The sequence below is a fragment of the Verrucomicrobia bacterium S94 genome (genome assembly GCA_004299845.1).
Classification (GTDB): Bacteria; Verrucomicrobiota; Kiritimatiellia; order Kiritimatiellales; family Pontiellaceae; genus Pontiella.
The window spans coordinates 1,921,436-1,940,438 of the sequence record CP036201.1; the positions used below are offsets into that span (position 1 = coordinate 1,921,436).

The window sequence follows — 19,003 nt, forward strand, 5'->3', positions numbered from 1 at the left end:
AATATCTAGAAGCCGATTTCGTAGTTCGGATTGTCCAGCAGACGCAGATCGCCTTCCGTCATGATTTTAACGAGCTCTTCAAACTTCACCGTCGGTTCCCAGCCCAGCTGTTTTTTGGCCTTCGCCGGATTACCGAGCAGCTGATCGACCTCGCACGGGCGGTAATACCGCTTGTCCATGCGGACGACAACATCGCCGGTGGCTTTGTTCTTTCCGACTTCGTCGACGCCTTCACCTTCCCACTCAATTTCAATATCGACACAGGCAAATGATTTTTCAATGAATTCACGGACGGTATGCATTTCGTTGGTCGCCACCACGTAATCATCCGGCGTATCCTGCTGCAGCATCATCCACATCATTTTGACGTAATCCGGAGCATACCCCCAGTCGCGATATGCATTGATGTTGCCCATATAAAGACACTTCTGCAACCCGCGCGAAATACGGGCCACGGCCATTGTGATTTTGCGGGTCACAAAGGTTTCCCCTCGCCGCGGTGATTCGTGATTAAACAGAATACCGTTGCTGGCATGCAGGCCGTAGGACTCGCGATAGTTCTTCACAATCCAGAACCCGTACTGCTTGGCCACCGCGTACGGAGAACGCGGATAAAACGGTGTGGTTTCCGTCTGCGGAACTTCCATCACTTTTCCGTACAGCTCGGAGGTCGAAGCCTGATAGAAACGTGCCGGAACACCGGTTTCGCGGATGGCATCCAGCAGACGCAGCGTTCCGATGGCATCACATTCGGCCGTGTATTCCGGGACTTCGAAAGAAACCTGCACATGCGACTGCGCGGCCAGGTTGTAGATTTCCGCCGGCTCAACTTTTTCAATAATCCGGTTAAGGTTGGACGAATCGGTAAGGTCGCCGTAATGCAGAATCATCCGGGGATTGCCTTCAAGCTGATCCTCGTAAAGGTGATCAATCCGGTGCGTATTAAACGAACTTGCACGACGGATAATCCCGTGAACCTCATACCCTTTTTCAATCAGCAGCTCGGTCAGATACGAACCGTCCTGCCCGGTAATTCCCGTAATCAGTGCTTTTTTCATGTACAACTACTCCTTTTAATTAAATTCAGAACGTTCGCGCATCTGCCATGCCCGGCAGCATTTTATCTTTATCAGAAATTATCATATCGGCACCTTCCGGCCATTCGATCCCAATATCCGGATCGTTCCAGATCACTCCGTATTCATCCTCAGGGGCGTAAAATGCATCGCACTTATACATAAAATCCGCCGTATCGCTCAGCACATAGAATCCATGGGCGAATCCCCGGGGAATAAAAAGCTGATGTCCGTTTTCTTCACTGAGCATAACGCCTCCCCATTTCCCGAAAGTCGGAGAATCCTTCCGCATATCCACCGCTACATCAAAAACTTCGCCTCGGATAACTGAAACCAGCTTCGCCTGCGGATTACGGTATTGATAATGAAGGCCACGCAATACTCCGACCGTTGACCGCGACCAGTTGTCCTGAACAAAACGCGTCTCAATCCCCGCTTCGGCATACTGCTGAAAATGATAGTTCTGCTGAAAAAAACCGCGTTCATCCGGGAAACGGCGGGGTTTTATCAGCTTCAACCCATCCAGTTTCAGATCAATGACGTCCATCAGACAGCTCCCTCCGCCAAACGAAGTAAATACTGTCCATACGGGTTCTTCTCCATCATCTGCCCGATTTCAACCAGCTGTTTCACACTGATATATCCCAACCGGAACGCAATTTCCTCGATGCAGGAAATTTTCAGACCCTGACGTTTTTCAATGGTTTCGACATAGTTCGAGGCCTCATGCAGGGCATCATGTGTGCCCGTATCCAGCCAGGCAAAACCGCGACCCAGATTCTTCACATTCAATTCGCCCCACTTGAGATAGGTCTTATTCACGTCCGTAATTTCCAGCTCACCGCGTGCCGAAGGTTTCATATTTTCTGCAATTCCGATGACACGGTTATCATAGAAATAGAGCCCCGGAATGGCGAAATTTGATTCCGGTTTCTCCGGTTTTTCCTCCAGTGACAACGCTTTGCCGGATTCATCAAATTCAACAATACCGTACCGTTCCGGATCCACCACCGGATACGCGAAGATGGTCGCCCCTTTTTCACGCGCGGCGGCCTCTCCAAGTATCTGCCGAAAACCATGCCCGTAAAAAATGTTATCGCCGAGCACGAGCGCCACGGAATCATCGCCAATAAACTCTTTTCCGATGATGAAGGCCTGCGCCAACCCGTCCGGACTCGGTTGTTCGGCATAGGAAAACCGCAGACCGATCTGAGAACCATCACCGAGCAGCTGTTTAAACATCGGCAGATCCTGCGGTGTACTGATAATGAGCACTTCGCGAATTCCCGCCAGCATCAGCGTAGAAAGCGGATAATAGATCATCGGTTTATCATAAACCGGAAGCATCTGTTTACTGACCACCTGGGTCAGCGGGTACAGCCGCGAGCCGGATCCTCCGGCCAGAATTATGCCTTTCATAACCGGTTATCCTTTCCCCAGACGTTCACCGGAATAACGGCCTTCGCGAAGCGGACGCCACCACCAGTCATTATCCAGATACCACTGCACCGTCTTTTTAATGCCGGTATCAAAGTTCTCCTGCGCCTTCCAGCCCAGTTCGTTTTCCAGTTTTGTGGCGTCGATGGCATAACGGGCATCATGCCCCGGACGGTCTTTCACAAAGGTAATCAGATCGCGGTAGCGGCCTGACGGCCTTGGTCGGAGCTCATCCAGAATACTGCAGATGGTTTCAACCACCTCCAGATTGGTTCGTTCATTCCGGCCGCCGACATTATACGTTTCACCCGGTGTACCTTTTTCAACGACAGTAACCAGTGCCCGTGCGTGATCCTCCACATAGAGCCAGTCACGGATGTTATCGCCTTTCCCATAGACCGGAAGTTCCCTGCCTTCGAGCGCATTCAGAATGACCAGCGGGATCAGCTTTTCAGGAAAATGATACGGCCCGTAATTATTGGAACAGTTTGTAATAACCACCGGCAGACCATAGGTATGAAACCAGGCCTTAACCAGATGATCGCTCGAAGCCTTGCTGGCCGAATAAGGCGAGCGCGGATCATACGGCGTCGTTTCTTCAAACAGGCCCTCTGCACCCAGAGAACCGTATACCTCATCCGTGGAAATATGGTGAAAACGAAATGCCGCCTGCCGATCTTCAGGCAATCCGTTCCAGTAGTTCCGGGCACACTCCAGCATCGTGTAGGTGCCCATGATATTGGTTTCCATAAACGCGGCCGGGCCGTCAATCGATCGGTCCACATGCGATTCAGCGGCGAGATGCATCACGGCATCCGGCTGAAAATCAGCAAATGCGGTAGTAACCGCTTCCTTATCGCAAACATCAACCCGGGAAAAACGGTAAAGGGTATTATCTGCAATTTCCTTCAACGACTCCGGAACACCTGCATAAGTCAGCTTATCCAGGTTCAGCACCTGACACCCTTTGTCTTTTACAAGATGCCGACAAACCGCGGAACCGATAAATCCTGCACCACCGGTAACGATCACTTTTTTCATAAAGCCCTGATCTCATCAATTAGGGTTTCACCATGTATACGCACAAATTCCTTCAGTTCAATTTTCCAGTCGCTGAATACATTCAGATCCAGCTCTTTGGCATGGCTGTTTTCCAGGATGGAATTCTTTGGACGTTTCGTCGGCGTTGGAAATTCTTCGGTTGAGCAGGGAATAAAATGATGTTCAATGTTCAGTTCATCCAGAAAAGCACAGGCCAGATCGTACCACGTGCAATACCCTTCAGACGAAGCATGGAAAATGCCGGCGGCCTCGGCCTCGGTAACCGCACGGATCTGTTTCGCCAGCGTCATCGACCAGGTAGGCGAGCCGTACTGATCGCTCACCACCTTAAACGTTTTTCCGGGATTCTGCAGCGTCAGCCGCAGCATGGTCTTCAGAAAATTGTTACCGTTTGCACCATAAAGCCAGGCCGTGCGCAGAATTGCAAACCGATCCATTGTTTCAGCAACGGCCCGCTCGCCGGCCAGCTTCGAACGACCATACTCGGAAACCGGATTCGGCTCTTCCGATTCCTCCAGAGCCTGAAACAGTGGTTTGTCGCCGGCAAAAACATAATCCGTTGAAACATGCGCCAGAAATGCCTCATTTTCGCCACACCACTCGGCCAGGTTCTTCGGCAAATCACGGTTCCCTTTCCAGCAGGACAAATCCGTTTCACACGCATCCACCGCCGTATAGGCCGCGCAGTTAACAATCACATCGGGCCGGATCCGATCCAATACATCCATGCATTGAGCCCGGCTGGAAAGATCCGCCTCCGGCAGATCAATCCCGACGACCTCGCCGGCATTCCTGAATACCCGGAGGCAGTCGTTTCCAAGCTGCCCCCCCGATCCGGTTATCAGTATTTTCTGCATTAGAGAATGCTACGCTTTTCTCCGGAATTGAAAAAGTTTGTTTTTCATTCGCCCAATATGCCGCGGCTCGTCAGATCCCCGATAATCAATCCCGCAGCAGCGTCAGGCTCGACACGCTCCGTGGCAATGGTGATTTCCGGAGACTCCGGTGCTTCATACGGATCGCTGATACCGGTGAACTGCGGAATTTCTCCGGAACGGGCCTTTTTATAAAGCCCTTTCGGATCGCGCTGTTCGCAGACTTCCAGCGGCGTATCCACAAAAACTTCAATGAACGAGTCGTCACCAATCACCTCCCGCGCCGCAGCCCGGTCGGAAATATAAGGGGAAATGAACGAGGTAATCACAATGACCCCGGCATCATTCATCAACGCCGCCACCTCAGCAATGCGACGGATGTTCTCCTTGCGGTCTTCCATCGAGAAACCGAGATCACGGTTCAGTCCGTGGCGCACGTTGTCGCCATCCAGAATATAGCAAAGATGCCCCTGCTCAATCAGCGCCTTCTCAAGCTGCTGCGCAATCGTCGATTTTCCGGAACCGCTCAGCCCCGTAAGCCAGATCGTTGATCCCTTCTGTTTCAACAACCCTTCACGATCCGCGGCACTGACCAGACTTTCGCTCTTTACAATATTCTGACTGACCGGGGCCTTTTTATGTCCCGGTTTAGAAACGATACGGTCAACTATCATCCCCGCACCGACGGTCACATTGGTAAGGCGGTCAACAATAATGAAAGCACCGGTCGTACGGTTCTTCTCATAGGGATCAAAGGCAATCGGGCGATGCAGCGTAAGGCGGCAGCGGCCGATTTCATTCAGCTCAAGCGAGGTGATATCCTCCTCGTTCTTATCACGCTTCATGGTGTTCACATCCACTTTATAGCGGATACTCGACAACACGCCCGGAACCATGGAAGAAGTATGCTTGATCAGATAACTTTTACCCGATTTCGCCGCATCCTCATGCATCCAGACCACCATCGCCTCAAACTCATTTCCGATGTGCGGAACATTGTTTACCGGAACGAGCATATTACCGCGCGAAACATCAATTTCATCTTCCAGCGTAACGGTGATGGCCTGATCAGCAAAGGCCTCCTCAATCTGTCCGTCGGGACCGTAGATCGCTTTGATTCTCGAAGTCTGACGTGACGGAAGACTGGCCACTTCATCGCCCACCCGAACCACACCGGATGCCATCGTCCCGCTGAATCCACGGAAATCAAGATTCGGACGCAGCACATACTGAATTGGGAAACGCATATCGATCAGATTCCGGTCGGTCGAAATATTCACATTTTCCAAATGATGCAGGAAAGTCGGTCCATCGTACCATGCCAGATTTTCACTGTGCTCCACTACGTTATCGCCCTTCAGCGCGGACATCGGAATAAAGTGAATATCAGAAAAGCCCAGACGGGCAACGAATGCATTATAGTCTTTGACAATCTCGTTATATTTCTCCTCCGACCAGTCGACCAGGTCCATTTTGTTGACCGCAACGACCACGTGCTTGATACCGAGCAGTGAGCAGATAAAACTGTGCCGTTTCGTCTGCGTGATCACTCCGTGACGGGCATCGATCAGAATGGTCGCCAGATTGCAGGTCGAAGCCCCCGTCGCCATATTGCGCGTATACTGCTCATGCCCGGGGCAGTCGGAAATAATGAATTTACGCTTATCCGTGGAAAAATAACGGTAGGCGACATCAATCGTAATTCCCTGCTCCCGCTCCGCTTTCAGACCGTCGGTAAGCAGTGCCGGATCGAACTCTTCATCGGTGGTTCCGTAAACCTTGGAATCCTTCGCAACCTTTTCCAGCTGATCTTCATAAATCATATGGCTGTCATAAAGCAGCCGGCCGATCAGCGTGGATTTACCGTCGTCCACCGAACCGCAGGTCAGAATACGCAGCAGATCCTTGGTTTCATGCCGGTTCAGATATTCGGTAATATTACCCCGAATCAGCTCTTCTTCCTGAATTTTGTAGGTTGGGTCAGTCATTTTATTCCTTCCGCTTAGCGCAGAGTGCATGGCGCATGGCGTCAGCCTCTTAGCTTTTTCTTAAAATTCTCAATTTTCCTGCTCTCTTCATCGAGCAGTTCAAACAATTCTTCTTTTCCATCTTCGCGTGATAAGACACCGGCGCTCAAAGCCAAGCAGCATGTTGACATCTTCAAAGCAGAATCTTTTGGCAACGTTCAGGAACTGCGCGAACTCCCTATCGGAATCAGACCCTGACCCTTCAGCAATATTATTGGAAATGCTCAGCGCCGCTCCCCGCAGCTGTTCCGCAAACCGAATTTTTTTATCTGCTTCTAATCGATCTGCGATATCCAGCAGCCTGTCGCCGATAACAATCGACTTCTGCCAGATCTCTAAATCCTGAAAACGGAATTTCGCCATGCCCTCTGCCCGATGCGCTATGCCTTCTAAATGAGCACCGCGAATTTAGAAATACCCGTCCTTCTTCTTGTCTTCCATGGAGGAATTGTCACCGTCAATCACACGGCCCTGGCGCTCGGAGGTCGTCGTCAGCAGCATCTCCTGCACGATTTCCTCCACAGTCTCGGCGTTCGATTCCACCGCACCGGTCAGCGGATAACAGCCCAGCGTACGGAAACGCACTTTTTTCAGCATCGGCGTTTCCCCCTCTTTAAGCGGCATGCGGTCATCATCCACCATGATCAGCGTACCGTCACGTTCCACTACCGGGCGCTCCGCGGCATAATAAAGCGGTACAATCGGAATATCCTCGCGCAGCAGATAGAGCCAGATATCCAGCTCGGTCCAGTTCGACAGCGGGAAAACGCGGATCGATTCACCTTTATTGATTTTGGCGTTATAAAGATTCCAGAGTTCCGGACGCTGGTTTTTCGGGTCCCACTGATGGAATTCATTCCGGAAACTGTACACCCGTTCTTTAGCACGGCTCTTTTCCTCGTCGCGGCGTGCACCTCCGAAAGCGGCATCAAATTTGTAGTGATCCAGGGCCTGCTTCAAACCGTCGGTTTTCATGATCTGTGTGTGTTTTTCGGACCCGTAATCAAACGGATTCACCTTGTCTTTGCCGTCCGGGTTAATCCACACCTTGATGTCTACGTCATATTTTTCGGCCATCAGTGAACGGAATTTATACATTTCCTGAAATTTCCACTGCGTATCCACGTGCATCAGCGGAAACGGAATTTTCCCCGGTGCAAATGCTTTATGTGCAAGATGCAGCATAACCGAAGAGTCTTTTCCGATAGAATAGAGCATCACCGGATTATCAAATTCGGCCGCCACTTCACGGATAATATGAATACTCTCCGCCTCAAGCTGTTTAAGATGCGACAGGTTATAATCGCTCATTTTGTTCTCCAATAGTACGTCGTTCATCGTTGAATGGTGAGTATTCCTATCGGCATTACATAATTATGTCTATAATAAATACACATTTTATTCATGTAATTTACGCACGGTTTAATACGCGTTTTAACAAACCCCTTTTAAAACGGCCATATAATCGGCGTCAGCCCGATAGTCACCAGAGCCATCAAAACCGTTAAAGGAATACCCAACCGTCCATAATCGGTAAATTTATACCCCCCCGGACCATAGACCATCAGATTGGTCTGATAGCCCATCGGGGTGATAAAACTGGCCGAAGCCGCCATCATAATGGTCATCAGAAACGGCATATAACTGACCCCCAGCGAACCCGCCGTTTCCATGGCCACCGGAAAAATCAGCGCCGCCGCCGCGTTATTGGTAATCAGCAGTGTAAACAGCACCGTCCCCAGATAAACCAGCGCCAGCGATGCCAGCGGTTTTCCCGGCACCAGCGCAATCAGTCCCTGCGCCAGCGTTTCTGCCAGACCGGTTGTGGCCATCGCCGACGCAATACCCAGTGCAGATCCGATCACCAGCAGCACCTGCCACTCGATGCTCTTACGCGCCGTCCCCATCGAACAGCAGCCCGTAGCCACCATCAGCAGTGCCGCCAGCACCGAGGCTTTCAGCATACTCAACACCGACGTCCCGGCCAACAGCACCATCAATACAAGAATTCCGATCGCCACCGGCCCTTTGTTATGGCGGATCGGCTGAGAATCCTCCACCTGCCCGACCAGCAGAAAATCATGCGAATCACGCTGGCGGGGAATGAAACCGGCATGCGATTCCACCAGCAGCGTGTCGCCGGGACGCAGTACAATATCGCCGATTTTTCCATGCACCCGTTCGCCGTTACGCGCAACCGCAATCACCACCGCATTGTAATGCTTCCGGAAATTGCCTTCCTTGATACTTTTCCCTAGCAGAGGACAGGTGCTGGAAACCACCACTTCAACCAGACAGCGCTCCTGGTCTGAAGCCTTCAGATCAAACAGAATCTCTGCGGCCGGTTCCAGTCCGTTCAGATCGCGCAGTTCCTTCACGGAATCAATCATGCCCACAAAAATAAGGTGATCCCCTCCCTCCAGCACAAAATCCGGCGGAACCGCACTCTTCACCTCACCTTTACGCACCAGTTCCGCCAGAAAACAGTTCGACAGATTACGCAGACCGGCCGACTCAATGCTTTTTCCATCAAACGGACCACCCGCCGTAACTGTCAGTTCCAGCGTATATTCGCGCGGATTTTCAAATACGGCCGATGCCGGCTTACGTTCCGGCAGCAGCTTGCGGGCAAACAGAAAAACAAAAACGAAACCGACAACCGCACAGGGAATCCCTATTTTGGAAACCTCGAAAAAAGAGAGCCCGTCATGGTTGAACCGGTCCTGATACAGCCCGTTCAGCACAAGATTGGTACTGGTGCCGATCAGCGTACAGAGACCGCCGAAAATCGAAGCAAAACTCAGCGGAATCAGAAAATGCGACGGACTGAACTTCATCTTGCGGCACCAGCTTCCAACCACAGGAATAAACATGGCCACCACCGGCGTATTGTTCAGGAATGCACTCAGGCCCGTCACCGGCAGCATCAGACGCAGCAGACCGCGCCTTTCATTTTTCGGACGGCCCAGCAGACCGTTTCCAATCCAGTTCAGCCCCCCGGTTTCCTTCAGGCCGGCAACCACAATATAAAGGACGCCCACCGTAATCATACCGCTCGAACTGAAACCGTTCAGGGCCTGAGACGTATCGAGCACACCGCTCACCAGCAATGCCCCCAATGCGCCAAGAAAAACAAAATCCGGCGGAATCCGGGTTCCACCCAGGCCGATCAGCATCAGCAGAATCGTGCCCAGGGTAAACCACGCTTCCCAGGATAACTCGGCAAAGCCCATAAAATCAGTTCAGACCGCTGACCACAAAAAACGGGTTCAGCAGGTTTTCCTTATTATACACCACGTCGGAAACAGAATCCGATCCGGTTTTATACGCCGCGGCGGAAATCCCGTCCCGATATTCAAAAACGCGCCCGCCCGCAGCAGTCACCACCGCATGAGCCGCCGCCGTATCCCACTCGCACGTCGGCGCAATCCGCGGATAAATATCCGCCACACCTTCCGCCACCATGCAGAGTTTCAGCGAACTCCCGCGCGAAACACGCTCCGCCGCGCCATACTCCTCTTCCAGTTCGGCGATAAACTGCAGCGTTTCATCGTTGCAATGCGATTTCGAGGCCACCACTTTCAAAGGCCCCTTCGGCGCACCGCTGACCTTCAACACCTGGAAATTTTCAGGATTCGGAAGTTTTTCCAGCAGTTCTTCCAGGCGTTTAAAATGTTCACCTTTCACCGCTTTAAAAGCACCCCGCTCACTGCCCAGATACAACGATCCCTCCACCGGCACAAACACCACACCCATCACCGGAACACCGTCTTTCACCAATGCAATGTTTACCGTGAATTCGCCGTTTTTCTTAATGAATTCCTTGGTGCCGTCAATCGGATCCACGAGCCAGTACGTACTCCACCCCCTGCGCTCCGCATAGGCGATCGTCTTACTCTCTTCCGAAAGCACCGGATAAGGCGTTGTCTCCAGCGCCTTGACAATAATTTCGTGCGACGCCTTATCAGCCTCGGTCAGCGGCGATTCATCCGCTTTATATTCAATTTCAAAATCGCGGGCATAGATTTCAAGAATCGCATCGCCCGCTTCGAGAGCGGCTTTTACAGCAGTTTCAATCATAATATTTTTATTCCACCGTTACAGATTTCGCGAGATTACGCGGCTGATCAATTTCACAGCCCCGCGCCGCCGCAATATGATAGGCCAGCAATTGAAGAGCAACCACGGTCGGAACCGGACAGATGGCCGGCGGACAATCCGGCACCACAATCACGTCTTCAAATCCTTCCGCAATGACTTCATCGCCTTCACTGACCACCGCAATCACCGGCGCATTGCGGGCTTTGCACTCTTCAGCATTACCCAGCGTTTTGTCTTTGCCGGGAATATTGTTCAGCAGCGCAATCACCGGCGTATTCTCTTCGAGCAATGCAATTGGACCGTGCTTGAGTTCAGCGGCATGATACCCCTCGGCATGGACATAACTGATCTCCTTCAATTTCAGCGCACCTTCAAGCGCTACCGGAAAGAGATAGCCGCGCCCGATAAAAAATGCGTTATCACACCGGGCATATTTCCGGGCTACCGCTTTAATCGCATCGTTCTGTTTCAACACCTGCTCAACCAGTTCCGGCATACGTTGAACCCAGCGGGCGAACTGCGTTCCGTCATGTCCGGGCAGACGTCGCGTACGCGCGATTTTAAGTGCCATCATAAGCATCACCGAAACCTGACACGTAAAGGCCTTTGTCGAAGCCACACCGATCTCCGGCCCCGCATGCAGATACACACCGCGACCGGTCTCACGGGCAATCGTTGAACCGACCACATTACAGATACCCGCCACCAGTGCCCCTTTCTGCTTGGCCTCCCGTACGGCGGCCAGCGTATCGGCCGTTTCACCCGACTGACTGATCGCAATCACCAGATCATTCGGTGTGATGATCGGATTGCGGTAGCGGAATTCCGCGGCCTGCTCCACCTCGGCATTCACGCCGGCCATCTCCTCAATGGCATATTCACCGACCATGCCGGCATGCATCGATGTCCCGCAGCCGACCACAAGAACACGGTTGATCTGCGCGGCGTCGCGAGCGGAAAAATCGAGTCCGGAAAGAACCGCCGTTCCCATTTCAAAATCAAGACGACCGCGTATGGTATTGCGGATCGCCTGGGGCTGTTCAAACATCTCCTTCAGCATGAAGTGTTCAAATTCACCCTTTTCGGCGGCCCCTTCATCCCAGTCCATCTCGGTAACATCACGGCTCACCGGAGCCCGGTACACATTGCACATCTCCATGCCCTGATCGGTAATCACCGCCATATCGAAATCTTCCAGATAAACCGCATCACGGGTGTGCGGAATAATGGCGGATGCATCGCTGGCCACCAGCGTTTCATTGCGTCCCAGCCCAATGACAATCGGGCTGCCGCAACGGGCCACCACCAGTTTATTGGGCTCGTGATCGGTAATCACCACAATACCGTACGTCCCTTTCACCTGCTGAAGCGCTTCGCTCACCGCATCTTCAAGATTCCCTTTATAAAGAAAGGCCACCAGCTGAACCAGAACCTCGGAATCCGTATCGGAAACACACTTGATACCCTGCTGCTCCAACACCTTGCGAATATCTTTATAATTTTCAATAATACCGTTATGCGCCAGCGCAAACCGGCCGGAGGCATCCACATGCGGATGAGCATTAATCTCATTCGGCGGACCATGCGTCGCCCAGCGGGTATGCCCGATACCCAGTGTCGAAGAGGTAATGGTTTCACTCGGCTGTGCAAAAACCTTTGTTCGGAGATCCGCAATTTTTCCGGGATTTTTAACAACATCAATCTTCCCGTTATACAGGCAGGCCACACCCGCCGAGTCATACCCCCGGTATTCCAGACGGCGCAGCCCGTCCACCAGAATATCGGCTGCTTTGCGTTTCCCGAAATATCCAACAATTCCGCACATGATTTATTCCCTCATCTTATCGATTTCTTAAAAACTTCCGGTTTCCTGAACCCTATAGGATCAGTTTCACCAATTGCGCTAACAATTAACGCCAAAATTGCACGCTGCCGCCCCTGGTCGATCGGGGTACAAACCGAAACCTTCCTGCGTTATTCAATTGTGGTAAATATCCAGCCATCGGATATTTTCCGGTCGGTAATTCAGTCGGATCCCAACCGGAGTCTATTGCGATGCTCTAGCGCGGAAGTCGGAAACTGCGCCTCAACCATGGTGCCCAGCATTTCCAGCAGAACCGCAACGCGATCCTCCGCCGGCATCACTTTGATCACTTTCACCTTCAGCCCGCGCATCGAACCTTCCAGAATGGTGGTTTCCTCTCCCACTTCCAGCGGAGCACCGGCATCAACCGTCCCATCTTCATCCAGGTCCCGGCGGATCGACTCGATAACGTCATCCGGGATCGGCACATACCGTTCATTAAAAAGAGGAATGGTCAGCACACCGGTCGAATACGCAATCGCGCGCTGCTTTTCAGCCATATCAAAGCGCACAAAAAAATACCCCGGAAACATCGCTTCCTGAAACCAGACTGCCCCGCGCTTTGTTTTTCGCCGAAAACGAATCAGCGGACAGAAAACCTCAAGCCCCTGCTGCGCCGCAATGGTCGACGCCGCAATCCGCTCCTTTTTCGGTTTAGAACGTACCACGAACCAATGCTGACCCTCTGGAAAATTCAACATCATGCTTTATTTCCCAATGAGCTTCAAAATCAGCGGCAGCGTTTTCCCTGCCCGATACTGCCAGTTTTCCAGCAGCTCCACTTTTTCAGTAAGTGCAGCCTTATCGGCCGATTCACAGTCATCCAGCAGCTCCCGAATACGAACCAGCCGATCTTCGCCACTGGCTACATGCGGCTGAATCTGCTCCTTCGCAAAACCGGCGGCTATTTTTCGAAGCGACGTTTCAGCCACATAATAATCCTTCCGGTCCCCGGGCACGTAAACCGTCCGGATGGCTCCGAATGAACGTAGAATTCTGAGTCCCTGACTGGTGGAACCCTTACTGATGTTAAGACGTACGCGACAATCATCGAGACACAGCGGAGCGGTCGAAATAAACAGCAGACCATAAATCTCCCCCACCGACCGCGGAAGATTCAGCAGATCGGCCACCCGGACAAAAAGCGCAATGACTTCGCTCTCAAATTCATCCAGCGCCCGGACTTTTCCCTCAACGTCATTCATAGTGTTCAGAAAATACTGAACAATCCGGGCTTTGCAACCGACAACTTGTTCTATTTATGTGAGCGGTTTCAGTCAATCCGTCGGCTGATACCAAACGTTAAAACTATCCGGTATAAATTTGATCCCTCGCAAAGGCGCTGAGGACGCAGAGAAATTCAGTCATAAACGGCTCCGCGCGCTCTGCGTCGCTGCGCGGAATAACGCTGTCGTTAAGACCGGAATGTTTTAGTAAATGGTATGAGTACAGAAAGATCACCGCACCATTCGCACACAAAATGCGCAGGTCCTTCTCCCCTTTTCCGTTTTTCCGGACTTCTTTGCCACGCAGAATCGGCAGCTGATGAGATCTATGCGGTCAATTACGGAACGCACCGGTTAATCCCATCCTCCCGTTTGCCGTATGACAAAACACTCCGGAGTATTCACGTCTAATGCCGGGCTTTCACGACCGCCAAAGCGGAAAGATAGGATTCAAAATAATCCGATAATACTTCCAGATTACCTTTTGCCGGGGTTTTAGCCGGCTTATTTCCCCGTTTTACTTTCTGTTTATTCTTCCTTTTCATAACCGGTTTTCCTTTTTATTAACGTCCGAGGTCAATAAGCGTGTCCAGCAGGCTGTTTGCCGTAGACATTACACGTGCACAGGCTTCATAGGCTTTCTGAGCACTCATCAGATTCAAAAGCTCCTCATCGAGATTAACGCCGGAGACAGAAAGCATCTGGTTGTCGAACATTTCAACGACTCCCGCACTGCTGGCCGCCAGTTGCGTCTCTTCATTCACGGCACCCCCGAGCGTGGTTTCAACCTGTATCCAGAAACCGGACAGCGATTGCCCGTCCAGTCCACTGAGCGCCCCTTCTAATGTATCGGAAAGCAGCAGTCCTGCCGTATTATCCCCTGCATTGGGAACCGGCGGCGGACCGTCATCGGCGCGTGTAGCCGCCAAAGCCACCCGCTCAGGCCGGGCCCCCATCGGATCGGCCGGATCATAAAGACTGACATCCACAGCAATATCGCCCGCATCCGTTCCGGTAAAAAATGTGTAGCCCAGGTCGGCTGGACGTTCACCGTTCAGATTGTAGGCATTGTCAAAAACAGCGTTCACCTCCGCAATCAGTGTTCCGGCCAGACTATTGAGCTGATCCTGCAGTGCCACTGCGGTATCTGCCGCAGCCCCCCGGGCCGCCAGTTTTCCACCGGTAACGGCCGCTGTAATATCCGTGCCCCCCACGGAGAACGTATCTGCGGCGTCCACAGCCAGTTCCTGCCGGCTGAGCCCATCTGCGGAAACAAGCTCCTGCCCGCCCAGCGTAATCCCGTAGTCCGGCGAAACAGTCACATTCGCCTGCAAGGCCAGTTCCTGCACCAGCTGATCGCGCTCATCCAGCAGGTCCGGAACAGACCGTCCCGCCGCTTCCGCACGGGTGATATTACGATTTAAATCCTGCAGTTGAGCCGCCAGCGCATTGAATTCACCGACGGCATCCTCCATGGAGCCCCACAGAGACTCTACCTGAGCCAGCGCGCTATCGAGCTGATTGAACTCCGACGCAAGCGTAGAAGCACTTTGCAGCAATACCGTGCGCGCCGCCAGATCCTCCGGTGAAGCCGCTGCATCCTGCAGTGCCGCTTCGAAATCCGCAAGCGCCTGGTCCAGCCCTCCGGCCCCGCCTCCGAGCAGTGATTCCAGATCCGAAAGATAGGTCGACATTTCTGAATGATAACCGGCATTCGGCAACTCCTGCAAAAGCGCGTTGCGTCCCATGATATTATAGATCCGGACCACCTCCCCGGACTGAACGCCGGTACCCAGTCCTTCATCCGGAATACCGGTTTCAAGCTCAAGCGAACGACGGCTGTAGCCGTCTGTATTTACATTCGCAATATTATTGCTGAAGACATTAATCTGATTCTGATAGGCCCGAAGTCCACTACCGCTCAGCTGGAGAAGATCATTTAAACCAGACATATCGCTTTACCCCTGCTGACTCACGAGTATCGGCGCTCTTCGAACAACAACCGTTCCGTTGCCGGAATAGATCGGAGATTCAGCGCCTCCAAGATGCGACAGCGTCTGCCCCACCACCTCCAGAAACCGCTGAGCCAGGGCTCGATTGGCCTGCACAACCCTCAGACTGCGCCTGAGCAGCTGACGTATTTCCGGATTCGTACAGACGATGTCTTTCAGCCCCGGCCCTTCATTCTGCTGAACGCAGGCAAATTCTTCCAGCAGCTCCTCCTGTATGGAGAGCTGATTCCAGATTGCATCCGTATCGCGGGCCAGCAGGCTTTGCTGCAGGTCTTCCGCCGCAGTTGCCAGCGCGCGGACCCGGGTCGTCAGATCAAGATCAGTCATTGAATTCCTCCCGTTTTCTACAGATTTGCAGAAAGCTTTGCATAGATGTTTTCGGCAATACCGATATCGCTTTCCCGTGCCATTTGATCGGCGGTTTGCTCTAAGGCATAACTTAAAGCCGATCCGGAGTGCCCCTCGGCATTTTCAAGCATGCCCTGCATGCCCTCTTTGAGCAGAATCTTCAGAAACATGCCCTCCACACCATCACAGGCCTCTTTCAGTTTCTGATGATCCTGAAGTCCGGTCTGATCGGACCCATTCATTGAAACAGCGGATATATTCATTATTGCTCCTAAAGAGTTATGAGTTCCATCTGGAGCGCACCGAGATTCTGCAGCGCGTCGAGAATCGAAATTAAATCACGCGGCGATGCGCCAAGCTGATTCAGCACATCGGCCAGTTCCTGCACACTGGTGGTGCGGGGCATAACCATAATTTTGGCGGTCTCATCCTCCACCTCGGTCTGTACATCCTCAATGACCACCGTCTCACCCGATCGGGAAAAAGCACCGGGCTGAGAAACCCCTTGAGTTGACCCCACCCGCACCGTCAGGTTGCCATGTGCAACAATCGCCGTACTGATCATGACGTCTCCGCCCAGCACCACAGTGCCGGTGCGCTCATTCACCACCACCCGGGCCCGGCGATCGGGCGTAACCCGCAGGGATTCAATGGTTGAAATAAACTGACTCTCCAACCCGACCTCCAGCACATCTTCCGGGATGGTAACCCGTACTGTACCCGCATCCTCAGCGACCGATCCATTATGCGAAACCGAAGCAACCACCTCGGCAATCCGCTGGGCCGTAGTAAAGTCCGGCTGGCGCAGCACCAGCTCAAGCTTACCTTCCTTGATGAATTCAACATCATGATCGAATTTCAACGTCGCTCCGTTGGGAATACGGCCAACAGTGGGAAAATTTTTGGTTTCGGTGGACCCGCCCGGCCCGCCTACTCCAACGCTGTATCCGCCGACCACCAGAGCACCCTGCGCAATGGCATAGGTTTTTCCATCCGGATCCAGCAGCGGCGTCATTAACAGAACCCCCCCTGCAACGATGTGGCATCCCCCATAGAGGCCACCTGGACTCCTACCCGGTCACCTCTGCGATGAAACGGCTCTACCGATGCCGTAACCATGACCACCGCCACGTTTTTACTGCTGATATCCCCCGAATCGATAAAGATATTAAAATTTTTCATCAGGTTCGAAACCGTCCGTTTCGCCAGCTCAATATCCTTATCTCCGGTCTTATTCAAACCGACCACCACGCCGTATCCAACCAGATCGATTCGTTCAACCCCCTGAATCCGGACCAGATCCTTGAGTCGAACCTGCGCGGTTCCGATCTGGGCACTCACGGAAAATGCCGCCAGCAGCCAGACCAAAGCGCCTATCGGAAGCCATCGCTTCATCTTTTTATGCCTCATGATATTTCCACCGATTCTTAAAACGGGATAATCCAATCCAGCGTACGCGAGAACAGACCTTTGCGTTGGCTCTTTCCAAACTCACCGATCGTTTCATACGTAATCGCCGCCCCGGCAATCCGGGAGGAAAGTACCGTATTCGAGCGGCTGATATCATCAGGCCGGATCATTCCGGTGAGCGTGAACAGAATAATGTCACCGTCGATATTCACCTTCCGGTCACCCGAAATCATCAAATTGCCGTTCGGTAGCTTTTCGGTAATATGCACCGTAATCGATGCGGAAAATGCATCAGAGGTTGCTTTCCCTCCGGAAGCGGAATAATTCTTAGAAGCATTCACCGACCATTCGGGCAGTTTGAGTGCATCCCACATAGACTTTCCATTGGCCTCCATTCCGGGCAGATCGAACGACATGGTTCCATCAGCGGACTTGCTCCGGTCATTGGTTGCATCTTTCTGAACAGAGGATTGCTCCTCAATCGCCACCGTCACCAGATCGCCGACCTGACAGGCTGTACGGTCGGCATACATCCTTTTGGCCAGACCGCCCTCCTCCGCCGATGCAGCTGCCGCTGCCGCAACGAGTACACATGCCATGATCCGTTTCATAATTCCTCCTACAACCGTACCAATACCCCATTGCCGGAACCGGTCAGTTCAACCAGCACCTGACGTTGGGAACGTTCGTTAATACACATAATGCGATCACCGAGACGGCCGTTTTCCAGGGCCTTTCCACGCAAGGTGACATGCAGATTTCTGCTGTGTGCATTGATCGCGACCCAATCACCGCGTTTAACGCACAGCGGTTTGCTTACCGCATTACTGCGGAGAAGCTCGCCTGCGGTCAGAGCCCGGGTCACTTCATACCCGGTCACAACCTCACTGCTCGACAGATAGTTTCCATTGGAATCAACCGCATGCATTTCGCTCCGCAGATCGGATGCTTCCAGAATGTGTCCACGCTCGAGATTTTTCGCCACCACCCAGACCTCACTCAGAAACTGGACTTCCATCCCCACCGGCACCTCGACTTCCTCAATGCCGTCCACCATCACAGAAACATAGGCCACGCTATATCCCTTCGATGTTTTCCGATCGATCCGCCGGATTTCAAATGTGGTTTCCCCGGCAGGGATGCGGGTATTGTGGGGAATGTTCAGCACCTTGATATCGAAATCATTATTTTTCCATGGCTCATGCCGGCTGAGATAATCGTGAAGCGGTTTGTAGAACTCCGTCTTTTCCATCTGACGCTCACGACGGGCAATCGACAGCACAGGTTCACCGCTGAGCGTCACACTCATCATATCATCATAACGGGCAAGCGCCTGCGCCACCGTCGTAAGTGAATGATAGGAAACTTCTCCCGGAGGCGGCGCAGCCATAACACGACGGGAAGCCCATTCCTTTGGAATGAGACCCGAATCCAGAACCAGGTCTCCCAGAAAAACATCCTTACCGGTCACCTCAACCGAACTCTTCAAATGGATAACCGTGGCCGCCCGGAGACTACCCGCCAACCCGCACAGAAATATAAGGATGATGGCTAAACGTTTCATC

The 19,003-nt window shown here is 52.5% G+C and carries 20 protein-coding genes; all 20 read right to left on the reverse strand.

Going from position 1 to position 19,003, the window contains the following annotated elements; all coding sequences use genetic code 11:
- Positions 1-5: 5 nt before the first annotated feature.
- Positions 6-1,058, reverse strand: a complete 1,053-nt coding sequence (gmd, locus tag EGM51_08040) for a GDP-mannose 4,6-dehydratase (protein ID QBG47340.1) — start codon at positions 1,056-1,058, stop codon at positions 6-8.
- Between the two features lie 25 nt (positions 1,059-1,083).
- The gene (gene rfbC, locus EGM51_08045) at positions 1,084-1,623 is read right to left on the reverse strand and encodes a dTDP-4-dehydrorhamnose 3,5-epimerase (protein ID QBG47341.1); all 540 of its coding nucleotides are present in this window, start codon (positions 1,621-1,623) and stop codon (positions 1,084-1,086) included.
- On the reverse strand, positions 1,623-2,495 hold the full coding sequence (gene rfbA, locus EGM51_08050; GenBank protein QBG47342.1) for a glucose-1-phosphate thymidylyltransferase: 873 nt from the start codon (positions 2,493-2,495) through the stop codon (positions 1,623-1,625). The genes rfbC and rfbA overlap by 1 nt, the downstream gene beginning before the upstream one ends.
- Positions 2,496-2,501: 6 nt before the next feature.
- On the reverse strand, positions 2,502-3,554 hold the full coding sequence (gene rfbB / locus EGM51_08055; protein QBG47343.1) for a dTDP-glucose 4,6-dehydratase: 1,053 nt from the start codon (positions 3,552-3,554) through the stop codon (positions 2,502-2,504).
- The gene (gene rfbD / locus EGM51_08060) at positions 3,551-4,432 is read right to left on the reverse strand and encodes a dTDP-4-dehydrorhamnose reductase (GenBank protein ID QBG47344.1); all 882 of its coding nucleotides are present in this window, start codon (positions 4,430-4,432) and stop codon (positions 3,551-3,553) included. The genes rfbB and rfbD overlap by 4 nt, the downstream gene beginning before the upstream one ends.
- A 44-nt stretch (positions 4,433-4,476) precedes the next feature.
- On the reverse strand, positions 4,477-6,438 hold the full coding sequence (gene cysN, locus EGM51_08065) for a sulfate adenylyltransferase subunit CysN (protein QBG47345.1): 1,962 nt from the start codon (positions 6,436-6,438) through the stop codon (positions 4,477-4,479).
- Positions 6,439-6,537: 99 nt separating this feature from the next.
- Positions 6,538-6,840, reverse strand: a complete 303-nt coding sequence (locus tag EGM51_08070; protein QBG47346.1) for a four helix bundle protein — start codon at positions 6,838-6,840, stop codon at positions 6,538-6,540.
- Between the two features lie 45 nt (positions 6,841-6,885).
- The gene (cysD, locus tag EGM51_08075) at positions 6,886-7,788 is read right to left on the reverse strand and encodes a sulfate adenylyltransferase subunit CysD (GenBank protein QBG47347.1); all 903 of its coding nucleotides are present in this window, start codon (positions 7,786-7,788) and stop codon (positions 6,886-6,888) included.
- Between the two features lie 137 nt (positions 7,789-7,925).
- Positions 7,926-9,710, reverse strand: coding sequence for an SLC13 family permease (locus EGM51_08080; protein QBG47348.1), 1,785 nt, complete (start codon positions 9,708-9,710; stop codon positions 7,926-7,928).
- 4 nt (positions 9,711-9,714) lie between these two features.
- The gene (gene cysQ, locus EGM51_08085; GenBank protein ID QBG47349.1) at positions 9,715-10,557 is read right to left on the reverse strand and encodes a 3'(2'),5'-bisphosphate nucleotidase; all 843 of its coding nucleotides are present in this window, start codon (positions 10,555-10,557) and stop codon (positions 9,715-9,717) included.
- Positions 10,558-10,564: 7 nt separating this feature from the next.
- Positions 10,565-12,403: a glutamine--fructose-6-phosphate transaminase (isomerizing) gene (gene glmS, locus EGM51_08090; GenBank protein ID QBG47350.1), complete on the reverse strand. Its 1,839-nt coding sequence runs from the start codon at positions 12,401-12,403 to the stop codon at positions 10,565-10,567.
- Between the two features lie 200 nt (positions 12,404-12,603).
- Positions 12,604-13,146: a hypothetical protein gene (locus EGM51_08095; GenBank protein ID QBG47351.1), complete on the reverse strand. Its 543-nt coding sequence runs from the start codon at positions 13,144-13,146 to the stop codon at positions 12,604-12,606.
- A 3-nt stretch (positions 13,147-13,149) separates the two neighbouring features.
- A complete protein-coding gene (locus EGM51_08100; protein ID QBG47352.1) occupies positions 13,150-13,647 on the reverse strand; it encodes a hypothetical protein in 498 nt (165 codons plus the stop codon).
- Between the two features lie 584 nt (positions 13,648-14,231).
- Positions 14,232-15,620, reverse strand: coding sequence for a flagellar hook-associated protein FlgK (flgK, locus tag EGM51_08105; GenBank protein QBG47353.1), 1,389 nt, complete (start codon positions 15,618-15,620; stop codon positions 14,232-14,234).
- 6 nt (positions 15,621-15,626) lie between these two features.
- A complete protein-coding gene (locus EGM51_08110) occupies positions 15,627-16,007 on the reverse strand; it encodes a hypothetical protein (protein ID QBG47354.1) in 381 nt (126 codons plus the stop codon).
- A gap of 17 nt (positions 16,008-16,024) precedes the next feature.
- The gene (locus EGM51_08115) at positions 16,025-16,291 is read right to left on the reverse strand and encodes a hypothetical protein (GenBank protein QBG47355.1); all 267 of its coding nucleotides are present in this window, start codon (positions 16,289-16,291) and stop codon (positions 16,025-16,027) included.
- An 8-nt stretch (positions 16,292-16,299) separates the two neighbouring features.
- Positions 16,300-17,043 (reverse strand): hypothetical protein, encoded by a 744-nt coding sequence (locus tag EGM51_08120; GenBank protein ID QBG47356.1) that lies wholly within the window; start codon positions 17,041-17,043, stop codon positions 16,300-16,302.
- Positions 17,043-17,438 carry a hypothetical protein gene (locus EGM51_08125; protein ID QBG47357.1) on the reverse strand — a complete coding sequence of 132 codons (396 nt, stop codon included), beginning with the start codon at positions 17,436-17,438 and terminating at the stop codon, positions 17,043-17,045. Before EGM51_08125 ends, EGM51_08120 begins: the two co-directional genes overlap by 1 nt.
- A 17-nt stretch (positions 17,439-17,455) precedes the next feature.
- Positions 17,456-18,049 (reverse strand): flagellar basal body L-ring protein FlgH, encoded by a 594-nt coding sequence (locus EGM51_08130; GenBank protein ID QBG47358.1) that lies wholly within the window; start codon positions 18,047-18,049, stop codon positions 17,456-17,458.
- Positions 18,050-18,057: 8 nt separating this feature from the next.
- A complete protein-coding gene (flgA, locus tag EGM51_08135) occupies positions 18,058-19,002 on the reverse strand; it encodes a flagellar basal body P-ring formation protein FlgA (protein QBG47359.1) in 945 nt (314 codons plus the stop codon).
- Between the last annotated feature and the right edge of the window lies 1 nt (position 19,003).

Excerpts from the sequence above, each read along its gene's own strand:
- gmd (QBG47340.1), bottom strand. The coding sequence starts at position 1,058 with ATGAAAAAAGCACTGATTACGGGAATTACCGGGCAGGACGGTTCGTAT.
- rfbC (QBG47341.1), bottom strand. The coding sequence starts at position 1,623 with ATGGACGTCATTGATCTGAAACTGGATGGGTTGAAGCTGATAAAACCC.
- rfbA (QBG47342.1), bottom strand. The coding sequence starts at position 2,495 with ATGAAAGGCATAATTCTGGCCGGAGGATCCGGCTCGCGGCTGTACCCG.
- rfbB (QBG47343.1), bottom strand. The coding sequence starts at position 3,554 with ATGAAAAAAGTGATCGTTACCGGTGGTGCAGGATTTATCGGTTCCGCG.
- rfbD (QBG47344.1), bottom strand. The coding sequence starts at position 4,432 with ATGCAGAAAATACTGATAACCGGATCGGGGGGGCAGCTTGGAAACGAC.
- cysN (QBG47345.1), bottom strand. The coding sequence starts at position 6,438 with ATGACTGACCCAACCTACAAAATTCAGGAAGAAGAGCTGATTCGGGGT.
- EGM51_08070 (QBG47346.1), bottom strand. The coding sequence starts at position 6,840 with ATGGCGAAATTCCGTTTTCAGGATTTAGAGATCTGGCAGAAGTCGATT.
- cysD (QBG47347.1), bottom strand. The coding sequence starts at position 7,788 with ATGAGCGATTATAACCTGTCGCATCTTAAACAGCTTGAGGCGGAGAGT.
- EGM51_08080 (QBG47348.1), bottom strand. The coding sequence starts at position 9,710 with ATGGGCTTTGCCGAGTTATCCTGGGAAGCGTGGTTTACCCTGGGCACG.
- cysQ (QBG47349.1), bottom strand. The coding sequence starts at position 10,557 with ATGATTGAAACTGCTGTAAAAGCCGCTCTCGAAGCGGGCGATGCGATT.
- glmS (QBG47350.1), bottom strand. The coding sequence starts at position 12,403 with ATGTGCGGAATTGTTGGATATTTCGGGAAACGCAAAGCAGCCGATATT.
- EGM51_08095 (QBG47351.1), bottom strand. The coding sequence starts at position 13,146 with ATGATGTTGAATTTTCCAGAGGGTCAGCATTGGTTCGTGGTACGTTCT.
- EGM51_08100 (QBG47352.1), bottom strand. The coding sequence starts at position 13,647 with ATGAATGACGTTGAGGGAAAAGTCCGGGCGCTGGATGAATTTGAGAGC.
- flgK (QBG47353.1), bottom strand. The coding sequence starts at position 15,620 with ATGTCTGGTTTAAATGATCTTCTCCAGCTGAGCGGTAGTGGACTTCGG.
- EGM51_08110 (QBG47354.1), bottom strand. The coding sequence starts at position 16,007 with ATGACTGATCTTGATCTGACGACCCGGGTCCGCGCGCTGGCAACTGCG.
- EGM51_08115 (QBG47355.1), bottom strand. The coding sequence starts at position 16,291 with ATGAATATATCCGCTGTTTCAATGAATGGGTCCGATCAGACCGGACTT.
- EGM51_08120 (QBG47356.1), bottom strand. The coding sequence starts at position 17,043 with ATGACGCCGCTGCTGGATCCGGATGGAAAAACCTATGCCATTGCGCAG.
- EGM51_08125 (QBG47357.1), bottom strand. The coding sequence starts at position 17,438 with ATGAGGCATAAAAAGATGAAGCGATGGCTTCCGATAGGCGCTTTGGTC.
- EGM51_08130 (QBG47358.1), bottom strand. The coding sequence starts at position 18,049 with ATGAAACGGATCATGGCATGTGTACTCGTTGCGGCAGCGGCAGCTGCA.
- flgA (QBG47359.1), bottom strand. The coding sequence starts at position 19,002 with ATGAAACGTTTAGCCATCATCCTTATATTTCTGTGCGGGTTGGCGGGT.